The 18,131-nt window shown below is 72.0% G+C and carries 13 protein-coding genes; 5 read left to right on the top strand and 8 right to left on the bottom strand.

Translation table 11 applies throughout. The features are described from left to right. The first annotated feature begins 78 nt into the window (after positions 1-78). Positions 79-339 (top strand): DUF6343 family protein, encoded by a 261-nt coding sequence (locus tag ABZX85_RS30210; protein ID WP_355875245.1) that lies wholly within the window; start codon positions 79-81, stop codon positions 337-339. Here ABZX85_RS30210 and ABZX85_RS30205 read toward each other — a convergent pair. The 4 genes from ABZX85_RS30205 to rpsA form a co-directional block, all read right to left on the bottom strand. After that, positions 336-716, bottom strand: a complete 381-nt coding sequence (locus ABZX85_RS30205) for a tetratricopeptide repeat protein (RefSeq protein WP_355875242.1) — start codon at positions 714-716, stop codon at positions 336-338. The two genes, ABZX85_RS30210 and ABZX85_RS30205, sit on opposite strands and share 4 nt — an antisense overlap. 166 nt (positions 717-882) lie before the next feature. Beyond that, positions 883-1,485, bottom strand: coding sequence for a dephospho-CoA kinase (gene coaE, locus ABZX85_RS30200; protein WP_355875240.1), 603 nt, complete (start codon positions 1,483-1,485; stop codon positions 883-885). Positions 1,486-1,661: 176 nt separating this feature from the next. After that, positions 1,662-2,600 (bottom strand): PAC2 family protein, encoded by a 939-nt coding sequence (locus ABZX85_RS30195; protein ID WP_355875237.1) that lies wholly within the window; start codon positions 2,598-2,600, stop codon positions 1,662-1,664. A 163-nt stretch (positions 2,601-2,763) separates the two neighbouring features. Beyond that, complete coding sequence (gene rpsA, locus ABZX85_RS30190) at positions 2,764-4,266, bottom strand: 30S ribosomal protein S1 (RefSeq protein ID WP_164426841.1); 1,503 nt, start codon at positions 4,264-4,266, stop codon at positions 2,764-2,766. A gap of 389 nt (positions 4,267-4,655) precedes the next feature. Here rpsA and ABZX85_RS30185 point away from each other — a divergent pair, with 389 nt between their 5' ends. Both ABZX85_RS30185 and hrpB read left to right on the top strand, forming a co-directional pair. Further along, positions 4,656-5,492: a class I SAM-dependent methyltransferase gene (locus ABZX85_RS30185; protein WP_355875331.1), complete on the top strand. Its 837-nt coding sequence runs from the start codon at positions 4,656-4,658 to the stop codon at positions 5,490-5,492. Between the two features lie 60 nt (positions 5,493-5,552). Next, positions 5,553-8,042, top strand: coding sequence for an ATP-dependent helicase HrpB (hrpB, locus tag ABZX85_RS30180; protein WP_355875233.1), 2,490 nt, complete (start codon positions 5,553-5,555; stop codon positions 8,040-8,042). 21 nt (positions 8,043-8,063) lie between these two features. On the opposite strand, the gene ABZX85_RS30175 is transcribed toward hrpB, so the two are convergent. From ABZX85_RS30175 to ABZX85_RS30165, 3 genes are all read right to left on the bottom strand, one after another. Beyond that, positions 8,064-9,050, bottom strand: coding sequence for a DUF3068 domain-containing protein (locus ABZX85_RS30175; RefSeq protein WP_355875230.1), 987 nt, complete (start codon positions 9,048-9,050; stop codon positions 8,064-8,066). Between the two features lie 10 nt (positions 9,051-9,060). Next, positions 9,061-9,195 (bottom strand): SPW_0924 family protein, encoded by a 135-nt coding sequence (locus ABZX85_RS30170; protein WP_355875228.1) that lies wholly within the window; start codon positions 9,193-9,195, stop codon positions 9,061-9,063. Between the two features lie 136 nt (positions 9,196-9,331). Then, the gene (locus tag ABZX85_RS30165) at positions 9,332-11,116 is read right to left on the bottom strand and encodes a lytic transglycosylase domain-containing protein (RefSeq protein ID WP_355875225.1); all 1,785 of its coding nucleotides are present in this window, start codon (positions 11,114-11,116) and stop codon (positions 9,332-9,334) included. 338 nt (positions 11,117-11,454) lie between these two features. Between ABZX85_RS30165 and ABZX85_RS30160 the strand changes: the two genes are divergently transcribed. Next, complete coding sequence (locus ABZX85_RS30160) at positions 11,455-12,318, top strand: DUF4184 family protein (protein ID WP_355875223.1); 864 nt, start codon at positions 11,455-11,457, stop codon at positions 12,316-12,318. Positions 12,319-12,785: 467 nt separating this feature from the next. Here the strand turns inward: ABZX85_RS30160 and polA are convergent, their stop codons facing one another. After that, on the bottom strand, positions 12,786-15,512 hold the full coding sequence (gene polA, locus ABZX85_RS30155; RefSeq protein WP_355875220.1) for a DNA polymerase I: 2,727 nt from the start codon (positions 15,510-15,512) through the stop codon (positions 12,786-12,788). Positions 15,513-15,851: 339 nt separating this feature from the next. On the opposite strand from polA, the gene ABZX85_RS30150 reads away from it, so the two are divergent. Next, entirely contained in the window at positions 15,852-18,131 is a 2,280-nt protein-coding gene (locus ABZX85_RS30150) for an FdhF/YdeP family oxidoreductase (protein ID WP_355875218.1), read from the top strand.

Below are 18,131 nucleotides of genomic sequence, written 5' to 3'. Positions count from 1 at the left end.
CTGTCGTTCCGGAATCCCGGACCCCTCTGGAGAACGTCTCCCCCGAAGAGTACGTTTCAGGAAGGAGTGGTGATCCCGATGCGTACGGGCAGTGAGCCGTCGACCGCGCGCAGTGCGCTGCGGATGCGCCTGTGGCTGAGCTTGTGGGGCCTGGCCTGGTCCGTCTTCGGCACGGCCGCCTTCGCCCTGACGGGCCGCCCCGGCTGGGCCGCCGCCTGCGCCGTCCTGTGGCTCGTGATCTGCGTCGACTTCTCGCTGATCGTCCGCCACATCCGCCAGGGCCCGCACTACCAGCCGGGCCACGACGTCCCCCCGTACCGCCCGCCGGAGGGGTCCTAGGCGTCGAAGCGCGCCGCCCTCAGGTACTCCGGGTTCGGGTCGAGGGCCGCGGCCAGGCGGAAATGGCGTTTCGCCTGGTCGTCGCGGCCCTGGCGTTCGTATGTCCGGGCCAGGGCGAAGTGCGCGAAGGCGTTGTCCGGTTCGCGCTCCAGGACGATCGTGAACTCCAGCTCCGCCGGGCGCAGTTGCGCCGCCGCGAAGAAGGCGCGGGCACGCAGGAGGCGGGCGGCGGTGTTCTCGGGGTGCGCGGCGATGACCCCGTCGAGCAGCTTCACCGCGCCCCGCGGGTCCCGCGCGGCGAGCAACTGCTCCGCGGCGCGGAAGTCGATGACATGCGTCTCCGGAGAACGTCCGGTCGAACCGCTGGTATCGGGCACGGAAAAGTCCTTCCCTCACTGACCCCGTTCAACGCCCCGTTCGGGGCCCGCTATTCCTACGACGCCGGCGCACCCCGCCACGTACACCGCCCCGACCTGCGCCTTCGCCGTACGACCGCCTCGCGCATCGGCGCCGTTCACATGCCCGTACGACACCGGCGCCCCGCTACTCGCCCCGCGCCCGGCGCACGAGCTCCGCCCACACCTCGCCCACCCGGCGCTCCAGCTCCGCCAGCGGTACGTCGTTGTCGATCACGATGTCCGCGATCTCCCGGCGTTTCTCGCGCGTCGCCTGCGCGGCCATCCTCGCGCGGGCGTCCTCCCGCGTCATCCCCCGCAGCCGGACGAGCCGGTCGAGCTGTGTCTCGGGGGCGACGTCCACGACGATCACCAGGTCGTACAGCGAGGCCAGCCCGTTCTCCGCGAGCAGGGGTACGTCGTGCACGACGACGGCGTCCTTCGGTGCCGCCGCCTCCAGTTCACGGGAGCGGGCCCCGACCAGCGGATGCACGATCGAGTTCAGCAGGGCGAGCTTCTCGGGATCGGCGAACACGATCGCCCCCAGCCCGGGCCGGTCCAGAGCGCCGTCACCCCCGAGCACGCCCTCCCCGAACGCCTCGACGACCGCCGCCAGCCCGGCCGTCCCCGGCGCCACCACCTCCCGGGCGATCCGGTCCGCGTCGACCAGCACCGCCCCGGCCGCCACCAGCAGCCGCGACACCTCGCTCTTGCCGGCCCCGATCCCACCCGTCAGCCCCACAGTCAGCATGCGAAAAGCTTAGAGCCCACCACTGACAGCAGCGCCGACGCGTCCCCGGGAACACGCGACGCCCCCGGCCCCGCGGGCCGACGGCGTCGTGTTCTCCCGGGGGCGGCTCTCACCCCTCCGCCACTTCCCAGGGGGGCGGCTTGAGCCCTCCCCCACTTCTCCCGGAGGGCGGCCTCTCAGCCCTCCCCCTCCCGTTCCGCGAGGAACTTCTCGAACTCGCGGCCGATCTCGTCGGCGGAGGGGATGTCGACGGGCTCGGCGAGCATGTTGCCGCGGGTCTCGGCACCGGCGACGGCGTCGTACTGGTGCTCCAGCCCCTCGACCAGCGAGGTCAGTTCCTCGTCGCCCTCGCGGATCTGGCGGTCGATCTCGGTCTGGGTGCGGTGCGCCTCCGTGCGGAGCGTGTGCGCGAGGGCGGGCAGGACGAGGCCGGTGGCGCCGGTGATGGCTTCGAGGACGGTGAGGGAGGCGTCCGGGTAGGGGGAGCGGGCGATGTAGTGCGGGACGTGCGCGGCGACGCCCAGGACGTCGTGCCCGGCCTCCATGAGGCGGTACTCGACGAGCGCCTCGGCGCTGCCGGGGACCTGGGCCTCGTCGAAGGGGCTGCGGTGGCCCGGGACGAGGTCCGTGCGGTTGCCGTGCGGGGTGAGGCCGACCGGGCGGGTGTGCGGGACGCCCATGGGGATGCCGTGGAACGTCACCGACAGGCGGACGCCGAGCCGCTCGACGATCTGCTGGACGGCCGCGGCGAACCGCTCCCACTCGACGTCCGGCTCGGGTCCGGACAGCAGGAGGAACGGCGCCCCGGTGGCGTCCTGCACGAGGCGGACGTCGATCGAGGGCTCCTCGTAGTCCTGCCAGCGGTCCCGCTTGAAGGTGAGCAGCGGGCGCCGCGCGCGGTAGTCGACGAGCCGGTCGTGGTCGAAGCGGGCGACCACCTGGTTCGGCAGCGCGTCGAGGAGGCCCTCCACGATCTGGTCACCGGTCTCGCCGGCGTCGATGTATCCGTCGAAGTGGTAGAGCATGACAAGTCCGGCCGACTCCTGGGCCAGCGCCATGTCGACGACCGCCAGCCCCTTCGGCTCCCATGCGTACAAACCCTGCGGATCAAGCACTTGGACCGCTCCTCCTCGTGTTCGTACAGCACAACGACCAGGCGGGCACCGGCATTCCCGTAATCGGCCGGATACGCGAAAAGACTGAGAGACCGCACCTCGAAAGGTACGGCCCCTCAGTCAACAACTACCGCTCAGTGAGCGCCGGTCGTGCGGTGAGCGATCAGCTCTGGCCGCCCGCCAGCTTCTCGCGGAGCGCGGCGAGCGCCTCGTCCGAGGCGAGCGCGCCGGACGTGTCCGCACCCTCGGAGGAGTACGAGCCACCGCCACCACCGGCGGCCGGAGCCGCACCGGCGGCGTCGCCGCCCTCGGCGGCGGCAGCGGCGTCGGCCTCGCGGGACTTGATGACCTGAGCCTGGTGCTGCTCGAAGCGCGTCTGCGCCTCGGCGTACTGGTTCTCCCAGACCTCACGCTGCGACTCGAAGCCCTCGAGCCAGTCGTTGGTCTCGGGGTCGAAGCCCTCGGGGTAGATGTAGTTGCCCTGGTCGTCGTAGGACGCGGCCATGCCGTACAGGGTCGGGTCGAACTCGACCGAGGCCGGGTCGGCGCCGAAGGACTCGTTGGCCTGCTTGAGGCTGAGCGAGATCCGGCGACGCTCCAGGTCGATGTCGATGACCTTGACGAAGATCTCGTCGTTGACCTGGACGACCTGCTCCGGGATCTCCACGTGGCGCTCGGCCAGCTCGGAGATGTGGACCAGACCCTCGATGCCCTCGTCGACGCGGACGAACGCACCGAACGGAACGAGCTTCGTGACCTTACCCGGGACGACCTGACCGATCTGGTGGGTCCGGGCGAACTGCTGCCACGGGTCTTCCTGGGTCGCCTTCAGCGACAGGGAGACGCGCTCGCGGTCCATGTCGACGTCGAGGACCTCGACCGTGACCTCCTGGCCGACCTCGACGACCTCGGAGGGGTGGTCGATGTGCTTCCAGGACAGCTCGGAGACGTGGACCAGACCGTCGACGCCACCCAGGTCCACGAAGGCACCGAAGTTGACGATCGAGGAGACCACACCGGAGCGGACCTGACCCTTCTGGAGGGTCGTGAGGAACGTCTGGCGGACCTCGGACTGGGTCTGCTCCAGCCAGGCACGGCGGGACAGGACCACGTTGTTGCGGTTCTTGTCCAGCTCGATGATCTTGGCCTCGAGCTCCTTGCCCACGTAGGGCTGGAGGTCGCGGACACGACGCATCTCGACGAGGGAGGCCGGGAGGAAGCCGCGGAGGCCGATGTCGAGGATGAGACCACCCTTGACGACCTCGATGACGGTACCGGTGACGATGCCGTCTTCTTCCTTGATCTTCTCGATCGTGCCCCAGGCGCGCTCGTACTGCGCGCGCTTCTTGGACAGGATCAGACGGCCTTCCTTGTCCTCCTTCTGGAGAACCAGGGCCTCGATCTCGTCACCGACGGCGACGACCTCGTTCGGGTCGACGTCGTGCTTGATGGAGAGCTCGCGGCTCGGGATGACGCCTTCGGTCTTGTAACCGATGTCGAGCAGGACCTCGTCCCGGTCGACCTTCACGATGACGCCGTCGACGATGTCGCCGTCGTTGAAGTACTTGATCGTCTCGTCGATCGCGGCGAGGAAGGCTTCCTCGTTACCGATGTCGTTGACCGCAACCTGCGGGGTGGTGGCGGTGGTCTCGGTGCTGCTCGTCATGTGGGAAAGGGCTCCGGTTACGGACAGAAAGTCGTAGGTACTGCTACGCCGGGAGCCCGTATCGCTCTGAAGAAGCCGGACAGCCAAGGAGGCGGCACACCGGAGAACTCCGGTGACGCCTCGAAAACCGAGGGGACATACGACAGATGCGAGCGCAGCCTGCTACGTCTGAGGTGCGCAGGCCCGCAGCGCAACTTGTAGCATACGGGGGCAGCCGGACGGGGTCAATGCGCGAAGGCGCACACCCGGGGCGGATCGCCGCATACCCGGCACACGAACCGCCTCTGGAGGCCACGCAGCCCCGCGAGAGCCCTTCCGTGACGGCGCGGCCGTGCCGGATGCGGACGCCACTCGGAAATGGGTGACGGAAGAGTACGACGAGGGAGCCGATCATCCAAGAGCCAACCGTGTCCGTCCCGGACCACGACTCCGAACCCGACTCGGAGGCCACCCGGCGTGCAGCCGGGGTCACGGAGAGCGCCCGCGCCAACCGGGGCTGGTGGGACCGCAACGCGGACGAGTACCAGATCGAGCACGGCACGTTCCTCGGCGACGACCGCTTCGTGTGGGGCCCCGAGGGTCTCGACGAGGTGGAGGCCGAACTCCTGGGCCCCGCCGAGGAGCTGAAGGGCCGCGCGGTCCTGGAGATCGGCGCGGGCGCCGCCCAGTGCTCGCGCTGGCTCGCCGCGCAGGGCGCGCACCCGGTCGCCCTCGACATCTCCCACCGCCAGCTCCAGCACTCCCTGCGGATCGGCGGCGGCATCCCCCTGGTCTGCGCCGACGCGGGCGTACTGCCCTTCGCGGACGGCTCGTTCGACCTCGCCTGCTCCGCGTACGGCGCCCTGCCGTTCGTCGCCGATCCGGTGCAGGTGCTGCGCGAGGTGCGCCGGGTGCTGCGTCCGGGCGGCCGTTTCGTGTTCTCGGTAACGCACCCGATCCGCTGGGCCTTCCCGGACGAACCCGGTCCCGAGGGCCTCACCGTCTCCGCGTCGTACTTCGACCGCACGCCGTACGTCGAGCAGGGCGACGACGGCGGCGCGGTCTACGTCGAGCACCACCGCACGGTCGGCGACCGGGTCCGCGACATCGTGACGGCCGGCTTCCGCCTGGTCGACCTCGCCGAACCGGAGTGGCCGGCCTGGAACACTTCGGACTGGGGCGGCTGGTCCCCGCTGCGCGGCAACCTGATCCCCGGTACGGCGATCTTCGTCTGCGAACGCGACTGACCGGAATCAAAGGCACGCGCGCGTGAGGGCGCGTTCCGCCGTCGTACGACACTGGGTCGCGTGATCCGTTACGACGCCCTCGACGCGCTCCCCGTCCGTGGTGCCCTTCCCGCGCTCGCCGACGCGCTGGAGGGGCACGGGACGGCTGTTCTGGTGGCGCCTCCCGGGACGGGCAAGACGACGCTGGTGCCGCTCGCGCTGGCCGGGCTGCTCGGGGAGGGTCCGGCGCGGCGGGTCGTCGTCGCCGAGCCCCGGCGGATCGCCGCGCGGGCGGCGGCGCGGCGGATGGCGTGGCTGCTCGGCGAGGAGGTCGGGGACAGCGTCGGGTACACCGTGCGCGGGGAGCGGGTCGTCGGGCGGCACGCGCGCGTGGAGGTCATCACGACCGGTGTGCTGCTGCAACGGCTCCAGCGGGACCAGGAGTTGTCCGGGGTGGACGTCGTCGTCCTGGACGAGTGCCACGAACGGCATCTGGACGCGGACACGGCCGCCGCGTTCCTGTGGGACGTACGGGAGGCGCTGCGGCCGGAGTTGAGGCTGGTCGCGGCGTCGGCGACGACCGACGCGCAGGGGTGGGCGGAGCTGCTGGGCGGGGCGCCCGTGGTGACGGCCGAGGGTGTGTCGTACCCGGTGGAGACCGTGTGGGCGCCGCCCGCGCGGGCGGTACGGCCGCCGCACGGGACGTGGGTCGATCCGGCGCTCCTCACGCACGTCGCGTCGGTGGTCCGGCGCGCGCTCGCCGAGCGGTCCGGGGACGTGCTGTGTTTTCTGCCCGGGGTGGGCGAGATCGCGCGCGTCGCCGGACAGTTGGGAGGGGACGTCGATGTCCTCCAGGTGCACGGGCGCGCGCCGGCCGCCGTCCAGGACGCGGTGCTCTCCCCCGGGACGCGGCGCAGGGTCGTGCTGGCGACGGCGGTCGCGGAGTCGTCGCTGACGGTTCCGGGGGTGCGGGTGGTGGTGGACTCGGGGCTGGCGCGGGAGCCGCGCGTCGACCACGCGCGCGGGCTGAGCGCGCTCGCGACGGTGCGGGCCTCGCAGGCGGCGGGACGGCAGCGGGCCGGGCGGGCGGGGCGTGAGGCGCCGGGCACGGTCTACCGGTGCTGGGCCGAGGCCGAGGACGGCCGTCTGCCGCGTTTCCCGGCGCCCGAGATCAAGGTGGCCGACCTCGCCGCGTTCGCCCTCCAGGCGGCCTGCTGGGGCGATCCCGAGGCGTCCTCGCTGGCTCTCCTCGACCCCCCGCCGCACGGCGCGCTGACCGCGGCCCGCGAACTGCTGACGGCGATCGGCGCGGTGGACTCGGCCGGCCGCGCCACGGAGCGCGGCGTCCGGCTGGCCCGGACGGGCCTGCACCCCCGGCTGGGCCGGGCCCTCCTCGACGGCACGGCCGAGGTCGGCGCCGACCGGGCGGCCGAGGCGGTGGCCCTGCTCAGCGAGGAGCCGCCCCGGGAGTACGGCGACGATCTCGCCGCCGCCCTGCGGACCGCCCGGCGCGGGGGCGACGCCTACAGCGCGCGGTGGCGCTCGGAGGTGCGTCGGCTGCGCGGGGCCGTCTCCGGGGCGCCGCGCACCGCGGCCGGTGACGATCGCGCCCTGGGTCTCGTCGCCGCTCTCGCCTTCCCCGAGCGGCTGGCGAGACTCGACGGCGGTTCGTACCTGATGCTCAACGGCACGCGCGCGGAACTCCGTGCCGGGTCCGCCCTGCTCTCCTCGCCCTGGCTGGCGGTCGCGGTGGCCGACCGTCCCGTCGGGAAGGGGCACGCGCGCGTGCAGTCGGCGGTGGTGGTCGACGAGGACGTCGCGCGGCGGGCCGCCGGGGCGTTGCTGGAGGAGCGGGAGGAGGTGCGGTGGGCGGACGGGGACGTCGTCGCGCGCCGGGTGGAGCGGCTGGGGGCGGTCGAGATCGCGGTGCGGCCCCTCAGGAACGCGGACGCCGGTGTCGTGCGGGCGGCTCTTCTGGACGGGCTGCGGCAGGACGGGTTCGGGTTGTTGCGGTGGTCGGAGGGGGCGGCGGGGCTGCGGCGGCGGCTGGCGTTCCTGCGGGCGCGTGTCGGGGAGCCGTGGCCGGATGTGACCGATTCGGCGCTCCACGCACGCGTGGACGAGTGGTTGGAGCCGGAACTGTCACGGGCCCGGCGGCGGGCGGATCTCGCGCGGATCGACGCCGGTGCCGCGCTGGGGCGGCTGCTGCCGTGGGCCTCCGGGGAGGCGGGAAAGCTGGACGCGCTGGCGCCGGAGCGGATCACCGTGCCGAGCGGGTCCCGGGTCCAGGTCGACTACTCCGACCCCGAACGGCCCGTGCTGGCGGTGAAGTTGCAGGAGATGTTCGGGCTCCAGGAGTCGCCCCGGGTGGCGGGGGTGCCGGTGGTGGTGCATCTGCTGTCGCCCGCAGGGAGGCCGGCGGCGGTGACGGCGGATCTGGCGTCGTTCTGGAAGGACGGCTACCGGGGCGTGCGGGCGGAGCTGCGGGGGCGCTACCCGAAGCACCCATGGCCCGAGGACCCGGCGACGGCCGAGCCCACCCGGCACACGAACGCGCGGCTCGGACGCTGACCGGTTCAGACACCGACCGGCTCAGACACCGACCGGTTCCGGCAGCGGCTCCGCGCGCGGGGTGACCGGACGGCGTCCCCGGGCCTCCAGGAGCAGGGCGAGGGCGAGCAGTAGGGCGCCCAGAACGAGGAAGCCCCACGGGAGGTACGACGTCATGAGGAGGATCAGCGTGCGGTTGCCCTTGACGAGGTCGACGGTGTGCTCGATGTAGTCCTCGCGCATCTTGACGTCCCCGGCGAACGCGGTGACCTTGTCGCGCCCCCCGAGGAGCGTGCCGCCGCGCAGTTCCTCCTTGTGGACCTCCTCGCCGTTGACGGGTGCCCCGGTGAGCGGTTCGACCCAGAACTTGCGGACGGTGGTGTACCAGCGGGTGGTGCCGGTGGCGGCGACCGTCTCGGGGGTGATCCCGGCGATCGGCATCGTCTTCGGCATGGGGACCTGCGTCCAGGGGATCGTCTGCTCGAAGTAGTAGACCGTCAGGCCGCGGAAGTTCCGGGTGCCCTCGTAGTGGATCGGGGACGTCGTACGGGTCTGGGCGTCGAAGTACTCGTAGTCCCGTTTCTCGGTGAGGAAGGGCCACTTGAACTCGATGCCCTTGCGGGTGACCGGGTCGCCGTCGACCATCTCGCCGGGGGCGTGGACGGGTTCCTGGGAGTGGGCGTCGAAGATGTAGCGCTCGGGGACCTTGGAGACCATCTTGCCGTCGGGGCCGACGACGTACGAGAGGCCGTCCCAGACGACGACGTCCCGGCCGGCGGTCTTCTCGACGCGTTCGGACTCCTCGACGTTGCCCTTGAGCGTCTGGACGATCGTGACCTTGGGGACCGTGCGCGCGGTCATGGTGCCGTAGTCGAGGAGGGTGGCGTTCTTCGCCTCCAGGACGGTCGCCTGGTAGGTGTTCGCCGGGATCTTCGCCAGGCGCGGGAAGGCGTACCAGCGCAGCAGGGGGGCGAGGGAGGCGAAGAACACGGCGAGGGCGAGCAGGATCAGAGCGGCTCTGCGGCGCATCGCGACCTCCTCACGGGTGCGCGGGCACGGTCGTCAGCAGCGGTTTCGGCGAGGTCTTCCCGGTGGGCGTGCCGATGGCGCCGATCGTCAGGACGAGGGCGAGCGCGACGGCCAGACCGGCCGCGGCGGCGATCAGGGCGCGCATACGGACCTCCCGTACCTGACGGTCTGTCAGGTGTCGGCACCGTAGCAACGGGCGGCCGAGATGAGAACAGCCGCGGCGCCCCTCCCCGAAGAACCTGGGAAGGGGCGCCGCGGGCGCTGTACGGGCCTGTGCGGGCCTAGGAGGCGGAGGGCGAGGCTCCGGCCGATCCGGTGGACGCGCTCGCCTCGGCGGACCCGCTGGGCGAGGGGCTCGCGGCGGCCGGTTCGCTGGGCTCCGGGTCCGGGGTGGTGGTCGGGACCGCCGTGACGGTCAGCTCGACCGTGAGGGTCGCGCCGCCCGTCGTCGTGATCTTCAGCAGGAACGTGCCGGCGGTGTCGTCCGCGTACAGCTTCGGCAGCTTCAGGACGCCGTTCGCGTCCGTCACCAGGCCGGTCAGGGTACGGACGGTCTTGCCGTCGGCGTCCTTGAAGTACGGGCCCTTGTCGTTCGCCGTCGTGTCCCCGGCGGCGGCGACCAGCGTGGCGGTCGCGGCGACCTTGCCCGCGACGGCGCCCTTGTACGTCGCCTTCACCTGGACCTGGTCGGCGAACTCGCCGCCCGCCGTGGTGGACAGGAGGGTGCCGAGGAGGTTCGAGAGGAGGTCGGCGGAGCGGGCGGTGACCGTGGCCTGGTAGTCGACCGGGTCGACCGCGCGGCCGATGAGGATCGCGCGGACCGTGAACGTGCCGGTGTCCTCGCCCGCCTGGAGCGCGGGGGCCATGGCGACGCCCTTCGCGTCGGTCGTGACCGCCGCGAACTTCTCGCCGCCCGTGAACGTCGCGTCGGTGTCGCCGACGATCAGGAAGCGGACGCGGACCTTGGCGACGGCCTTGCCGTCGGCGGTCTCCGCGCGGGTGGCGATCTTCTCCGCGAAGGCGGTGCCGGCCGTCGCGGTCAGCGTGCCGGTGCCGGCGTCCTCCAGGCGGCGCACCGTGTCCGTCGGGGTCTCGGTCGACGGCGGGGTCGTCGGCGGCTTCGGGGGCGTCTTCGGCGGGGTCGCGGGCGGCGTCGGGGTCTTCGGCGGCGTGCTCGTCCGCGGCGGGACGGTCGTCGTCGTGCCGCCGTTGTCGCTGCGGTTGCCGGGGAGGGTGCCGGTGCCGTCCGGGACCTCGTGGGTGCCCCGGCGGTAGTACTCCAGCCAGGACGTGACGGTGTTGTAGTACGCCGTCGAGTTGTTGTAGCTGAGGATCGCGCTGCGCAGCCCCGAGGACGTGCTCATGTCCCAGCTGTTGCGGCACAGGTAGTGCGCGGCGGCGAGGGCGGCGTCGTAGACGTTGTTCGGGTCCTTCTTGCCGTCGCCGTTGCCGTCGCGGCCGGCCCAGGCCCAGGTCGACGGGATGAACTGCATGGGGCCGACGGCGCGGTCGTACGTGCTGTCGCCGTCGTACGCGCCGCCGTCGGTGTCGCTGATGTGGGCGAAGCCGACGCCGTTGAGGGGCGGGCCGAGGATCGGGGTGATCGTGGTGCCGTCCGCCGCGACGTTCCCGCCGCTCGCGTGGCCCGACTCGACCTTGCCGATCGCGGCGAGGAGCTCCCAGGGGAGGTTGCAGCCCGGCTTGTCGACGGCGAGCGTGGAGGCGGCCCGCTTGTAGGCGTCCAGGACGGTCGCCGGGATGCCCGACTCGGAGGCGGTGGTACCGGCCGTGCCGGTGCCGGGTATCAGGGCCGTGCCCGAGGTGGGCGCCGGGTTGGGGCTGTTGAGGGGCGGCAGGTCCGTGTAGTACGGCGAGTTGCCGGTGGCGCCGGAGGCCGTCGAGCCCTCGTCGGTCGCGGCGGCGGGGGTGTCCGTGGACGGTCTGTCCTGGGACGTGCCCGCGACGACCTCGGGGGCCTGGGACGCGGCCAGAGCGGCGACCGCGACGGCGGCCACGGTGGTGTTGACCGCGCTCTTGCGCAGCCTCCTGCCGAATTGCGCCGACATGAAGAAGCCCCTCCCGTGGGCGCCCGAGCGCCCGTCTCTGCGTCTGCCTGTGTGTCCCCCTGTGTGACGAACGAGCCGTCCCACAGGTTGCCCCTCAAGGCGAATTCCGTCCCACTGTCACCGCTCGGCCCGTGGCCATCGGGCGTACCGACGGGTAGGGCGACCCTACGTCAACTCGCTTGGCACCGGCACCCGTAGGAGTCTGTTTTCACCAGTTGCTCATGTGCCGGAGAGTGGGAACCGGATCTCGTCTCGTGGACGTCCTTTCGGTGTCTTCGTGATCTTTCACCGCACCGACAGTGCCCTGACACCGCCCTGACATCGCCCGAGGAGCCGTTGTGCCGTTCACCCTGAGCCATGCGGCTGCCGTACTGCCGGGGGTGCGGGGTGACGGGACGGGACGGGGTCGGCTGATTCCCGCCGTTCTGGTGGCCGGGTCCTTCGCCCCGGACCTCACGTACTACGCGGCGAGCGCCGTCTCCGGGGCGATGGAGTTCGGTGACGTGACGCACTCCTTCGCCGGGGTCTTCACGGTCGACGTGCTGCTCGCGTGGGTGCTGGTGGGGGTCTGGCTGCTCGTGCGGGAGCCGCTGGTGGCGCTGTTGCCGGCCGCGTGGCGGTCCCGGGTCGCCGCGCTCACCCGCTGCGGCGTCCCGCACGCGCGCGTGACGTCCGCCCTCGCCCTGCGCTGGTACGTCTCCGCCGCGCTGGGCTCCCTCACCCACGTCGTCTGGGACGCGTTCACCCATCTCGACCGGTGGGGGATGCGGCTGCTGCCCGTCCTGGGCGAGGAGTTCGCCGGGTCCCCCCTCTACTGGTACCTCCAGTACGGGGGTTCCCTGATCGCCGCCGTCGCCATCGCGGCCTTCGTGCGGTACGCGCTCCGGCGGGCGCCGTCCGGAGCCGTGCCCGGGATGCCTGTGCTGTCGCGGCGCGACCGGTGGGCGGCGGGGGCCTTGCTCGCCGGGTGCGCGGGAGTCGGCGCGGCGCTCCGGGTGAGCCGCTGGTGGGCGTACTGGGGCGAGCGGGCGAAACCCTGGGAGATCATCCCGACGGTGTGCTTCGGGGCGGGCGCGGGGTTGGTCGTGGGGGTGGTGGTGTTCGGCATCGCCGTGCGGGTGATCCGGCCGGTGGCCCCGGAGGGTTCGGCACCGCCGGAACACGCCGTCGTGGCGGGGCGCCGTGGCGGCGGAGAGAAGTGAGCGGAGGAGAAAAGGGCAGCCCGGGGAAGTGAGCGGGGGCCAGAGGACGGCCCAGGGGACGGGCGGGCCAGGGCGGGAGGGGCAGCGGCAGCGGCAGCGGCAGCGGCAGCGGCAGCGGCAGCGGCAGCGGCAGCGGGGGTTTACGTTGTGCGGGAGGTGAGCGTAAGTCTTCCGTAGGAGGCGGGTACGAAGGCGGACGCGGGCTGCTCGCAGTCGCTCGTAGGGCGGTCCACCCACTCCGCGAACCGCCCGCAGGCCCGCCCTTTCCCACGGCGCGGACTGTCCGCAGCCGCCCAGGACACCTGTCACCGTCGCCGACGAGCACCGCCCGCGCTCGACGCGACCCGGCCACTCCCACGCAACCGCATCCGACGTGCGCGAGCGACCGGCCTCGACGGGCCCGCGCCCGCAGACCGGCGCGAGCATGGGTGCCCCCCCGTTGCGAGGGAGGGCACCCGTCGACACGATCAGTGGGCCGCCGACTCCCAGTTCTGGCCGGAGCCCACCGAGACGTCCAGCGGAGCCCTCAGGTGCACCGCGTCGGCCATCTCCCGGCGGACCAGCTCCTCGACGCGCGACGCCTCGCCGGGCGCGATCTCCAGGACGATTTCGTCGTGGACCTGGAGGAGGAGGCGGGAGGTCAGGGCGGACTCCTCCATCGCCGCCGCGACCTTGAGCATCGCGATCTTGACGATGTCCGCGGCGGTGCCCTGGATGGGCGCGTTGAGGGCCATGCGTTCGGCCATCTCGCGGCGCTGGCGGTTGTCGCTGTTGAGGTCGGGGAGGTAGCGGCGACGGCCGAAGAGCGTCTCCGTGTACCCCGTGGCCCGCGCCTCGTCCACCACACGGTGGAGGTAGTCACGGACCCCGCCGAACCGCTCGAAGTACGTGTCCATCAGGGCCCGCGCCTCACCGGCGTCGATGTTGAGCTGCTGGGAGAGCCCGAACGCGGACAGCCCGTAGGCGAGGCCGTACGACATGGCCTTGATCTTGCGGCGCATCTCCGCGTCGACGGCGTCCTTGTCGACGGCGAAGACCTGGGCGGCGACGGTGTTGTGGAGGTCCTCGCCGGAGGTGAACGCCTCGATCAGGCCCTGGTCCTCGGAGAGGTGGGCCATGACCCGCAGCTCGATCTGGCTGTAGTCCGCGGTCATGAGGGACTCGAACCCCTCGCCGACGACGAACCCGCGCCGGATCGCCCGCCCCTCCTCCGTCCGCACCGGGATGTTCTGGAGGTTGGGGTCGACGGAGGACAGCCGCCCGGTCGCGGCGACGGTCTGGTTGAACGTCGTGTGGATACGGCCGTCCGCCGCGACCGTCTTGATCAGCCCCTCGACGGTGACGCGCAGCTTGGCCTGCTCGCGGTGGCGGAGCATGACGACCGGCAGTTCGTTGTCCGTCTGGGTGGCGAGCCACGCCAGCGCGTCCGCGTCGGTCGTGTAACCCGTCTTCGTCTTCTTCGTCTTGGGGAGGTTCAGCTCGTCGAAGAGGACGACCTGGAGCTGCTTGGGCGAGCCGACGTTGAACTCGTGCCCCGCCGCCGCGTGCGCCTCCTTGACCGCCTGCTGGACGGCCCCGGCGAACATCTGCTCCATGGCCTCCAGATGGGCCCGGTCGGCGGCGATGCCGTACCGCTCCATGCGGGCCAGGATCACGGACGTCGGCAGCTCCATGTCCCGCAGCAGATCGGCCGCGCCGACCTCCTGGAGACGCTCGCCGAACGCCACCCCGAGGTCGAGGATCGCGCGGGCCTGCACCATGAGCGCCTCGGCCTCCGCGCCGTCGTCCGCGCCGAACGCGAGCTGCCCGTCGGCCGCGGCGGCCGGCTCCAGCTCGCGGCCCAGGTACTCCAGGGAGAGCGCGTCGAGGTCGAAGGAGCGGCGGCCCGGCTTGACGAGGTACGCGGCGAGGGCGGTGTCCATGGCGACGCCGGCGATGGACCAGCCGTGCTCGGCGAAGACCCGCATCGCGCCCTTGGCGTTGTGGAAGACCTTGGGGCGGGCGGCGTCCGCCAGCCAGGCCGACCAGGCGCGCTCGTCCGTCTCGTCGAGCTGGGCGGGGTCGAACCAGGCGGCCGGGCCGTCGGCGGCGGCGAGGGCGACCTCGGCGACGTTCCCCGCGCCGAGGGTCCAGCTGTCGACCGTCGCGACGCCCAGCGTGCCCGACTCGTGTCCGGCGAGCCAGGGGGCCAGTTCGCCCGTCGTCAGCACCGAGGCGTCCAGTTCGACGCCGGCCGAGGCGACCGGGGTGGCCTCGGTCTCCTCGCCGCCCGGGTCGACGGCGAGGAGGCGCTCGCGCAGGGAGGGGTTGCGGATCTCCAGGGTGTCCAGGACGAGGGCGACGGCCGTGCGGTCGTAGGGGGCGCGCTCCAGGTCGGGGACGGTCTTGTCCAGCTCGACCGTCCGCACCATCTCCGTCAGGCGGCGGTTCAGCTTGACGGCGTCCAGGTGGTCGCGGAGGTTCTGGCCGGCCTTGCCCTTGACCTCCTCGACGTGCTCGACCAGCTCCGCGAACGAGCCGAACTGGTTGATCCACTTCGCGGCGGTCTTCTCGCCGACGCCCGGGATGCCGGGGAGGTTGTCGGACGGGTCGCCGCGCAGGGCCGCGAAGTCGGGGTACTGGGCGGGGGTGAGGCCGTACTTCTCGACGACCTTCTCCGGGGTGAACCGGGTCAGCTCGGAGACGCCCTTGGTGGGGTACAGGACGGTCGTGTGCTCCGTGACCAGCTGGAAGGAGTCGCGGTCGCCGGTGACGATCAGGACGTCGAAGCCGTCGGCCTCGGCCTGGGTCGCGAGGGTGGCGATGATGTCGTCCGCCTCGAAGCCGTCGACCGCGAACCGCGAGACGTGCATCGCGTCGAGGAGCTCGCCGATCAGCTCGACCTGGCCCTTGAACTCGTCCGGTGTCTTGGAGCGGTTGGCCTTGTACTCCGTGAACTCCTCGGAGCGCCAGGTCTTGCGGGAGACGTCGAACGCCACCGCGAAGTGCGTGGGCGCCTCGTCGCGCAAAGTGTTCGCCAGCATCGAGGCGAAGCCGTAGATCGCGTTCGTCGGCTGCCCCACCGCCGTCGTGAAATTCTCCACCGGCAGCGCGAAGAACGCGCGGTACGCCAGCGAGTGCCCGTCCATGAGCATCAACCGGGGGCGGGCGCCGTCGGCCGTCTTCTCGTTCTGCTTCGATGCTGTCTCTGCCACGCCCCCGATCCTGCCACGCGCCACTGACAACGAACCGCCACGGCCCGCTGCGGCCCGCCGCCGCGAGCTGTGCCGGGGGCGGGAGGGGGTGCTCGTCGCCGCGGTTCCCCGGCGGCCGGGGCGAGCATGCCGGCCCAGGGGCGCGGGGAACTGCGCGAACGGCCACGACGCGCCCGCACCCGAACCGCAGCCCCTCGCCCCTCGCCCCCTTCCGCCTTCACCTCCCCTCGCCTCGCCTCCCCCACCAGCCCCGCCCCACCCCCGCCCCATCCCAACTGTCACTCCCCCGTGGGAGGATCGAACAAGTACTCCGCTTGCGGTTGCGAAGGAGAGTGTGGGATGGCCGGGAAGGCGCCGAAGAGTGATCCGGTTCAGGACGCGCCGCAGGTGGGCGGGCCGAAGCATGCGGCGGCGGGCCTGCCCGCGGTGGGGCATTCGCTGCGGATCGCCCAGCAGCAGATGGGGGTGCGGCGCACGGCGCTCACCCTCCTTCGGGTGAACCAGAAGGAGGGGTTCGACTGCCCGGGCTGCGCCTGGCCGGAGCCGGACCACCGCCATGCCGCCGAGTTCTGCGAGAACGGCGCGAAGGCGGTCGCAGAGGAGGCGACCCTGCGCCGGGTCACCCCGGAGTTCTTCGCGGAGCACTCCGTCCCGGACCTCGCGACGCGCAGCGGCTACTGGCTGGGCCAGCAGGGCCGTCTCACCCACCCGATGTACCTCCCGGAGGGCGGGGAGCACTACGAACCCGTCACCTGGGCCCGCGCCTTCGACCTGATGGGCGAGGAGTTCGACCGCCTCGACTCCCCCGACGAGGCGGTGTTCTACACCTCGGGCCGCACGAGCAACGAAGCGGCGTTCCTGTACCAGCTCTTCGCCCGCGAACTGGGCACGAACAACCTCCCGGACTGCTCGAACATGTGTCACGAGTCGTCGGGTTCGGCCCTCTCGGAGACCATCGGCATCGGCAAGGGCAGCGTCCTCCTGGAGGACCTCTACCAGGCGGACCTGATCATCGTCGCGGGCCAGAACCCGGGGACGAACCACCCGCGCATGCTCTCCGCCCTGGAGAAGGCGAAGGCGGCCGGCGCGAAGGTGATCAGCGTCAACCCGCTGCCGGAGGCGGGCCTGGAGAAGTTCAAGAACCCGCAGACCGCGAAGGGCATGGCGACCGGCGCCGCGCTGACGGACCTGTTCCTCCAGATCCGCCTCGGCGGCGACCAGGCCCTGTTCCGCCTGCTGAACAAGCTGATCCTCGACACCCCGGACGCGCTGGACGACGCGTTCATCGCCGAACACACCCACGGCTTCGAGGAGTTCGCCGAGACCGCCGGGGCCGCCGACTGGGAGGAGACCCTGACGGCGACGGGCCTCACGCGCGAGGAGATCGAACAGACCCTGCGCATGGTCCTCGCCTCGGAGCGGACGATCGTCTGCTGGGCGATGGGCCTGACCCAGCACAAGCACTCGGTGCCGACGATCCGCGAGGTCGTCAACTTCCTCCTGCTGCGCGGCAACATCGGCCGCCCGGGCGCGGGCGTGTGCCCGGTGCGCGGCCACTCCAACGTGCAGGGCGACCGCACGATGGGCATCTTCGAGCGCCCGGCGCCCGCCTTCCTGGACGCCCTGGAGAAGGAGTTCGGCTTCGCTCCCCCGCGCGGGCACGGCTACGACGTCGTCCGCGCGATCCGCGCCCTGCGCGACGGCGAGGCGAAGGTGTTCTTCGCGATGGGCGGCAACTTCGTCTCGGCCTCCCCGGACACGGAGGTCACGGAAGCGGCGATGCGCAAGGCCCGCCTGACGGTCCACGTGTCGACGAAGCTGAACCGCTCGCATGTGGTGACCGGCGCGCGGGCGCTGATCCTGCCCACCCTGGGCCGCACCGAGCGCGACCTCCAGGGCTCCGGCGAGCAGTTCGTGACCGTCGAGGACTCGATGGGCATGGTGCACGCCTCCCGGGGCCGGCTGAAGCCCGCGAGCCCGCAGCTCCTGTCGGAGCCGGCGATCGTGTGCCGGCTGGCCCGCCGGGTGCTGAAGGACCGGACGGCCACCCCGTGGGAGGAGTTCGAGAAGGACTACGCGTCGATCCGCGACCGCATCGCGCGCGTGATCCCCGGTTTCGAGGACTTCAACGCGCGCGTGGCGCACCCGGGCGGCTTCGCGCTCCCGCACGCCCCGCGCGACGAGCGCCGTTTCCCGACGGCGACCGGCAAGGCCAACTTCACGTCCGCGCCGGTGGAGTACCCGCAGCTGCCGGAGGGCCGGCTGCTGCTCCAGACGCTGCGCAGCCACGACCAGTACAACACCACGATCTACGGCCTGGACGACCGCTACCGGGGCATCAAGAACGGCCGCCGGGTGGTGCTGGTCAACCCGGAGGACGCCGAGCGGCTGAAGGTCGCGGACGGGTCGTACGTCGATCTCGTCGGTGAGTGGAAGGACGGCGTGGAGCGGCGGGCGCCGGGCTTCCGGGTCGTCGTCTACCCGACGGCGCGGGGCTGTGCGGCGGCGTACTACCCGGAGACGAACGTCCTGGTGCCGCTGGACGCGACGGCGGACACCAGCAACACCCCGGCCAGCAAGTCCGTCGTGGTGCGTCTGGAACAATCGGCGACCGACTGA

Origin of the sequence: Streptomyces sp. NPDC004539, from assembly GCF_040610055.1 — a bacterium.
Taxonomy (GTDB): Bacteria; Actinomycetota; Actinomycetes; order Streptomycetales; family Streptomycetaceae; genus Streptomyces.
This window is presented reverse-complemented; position numbering and strand designations above follow the sequence as displayed.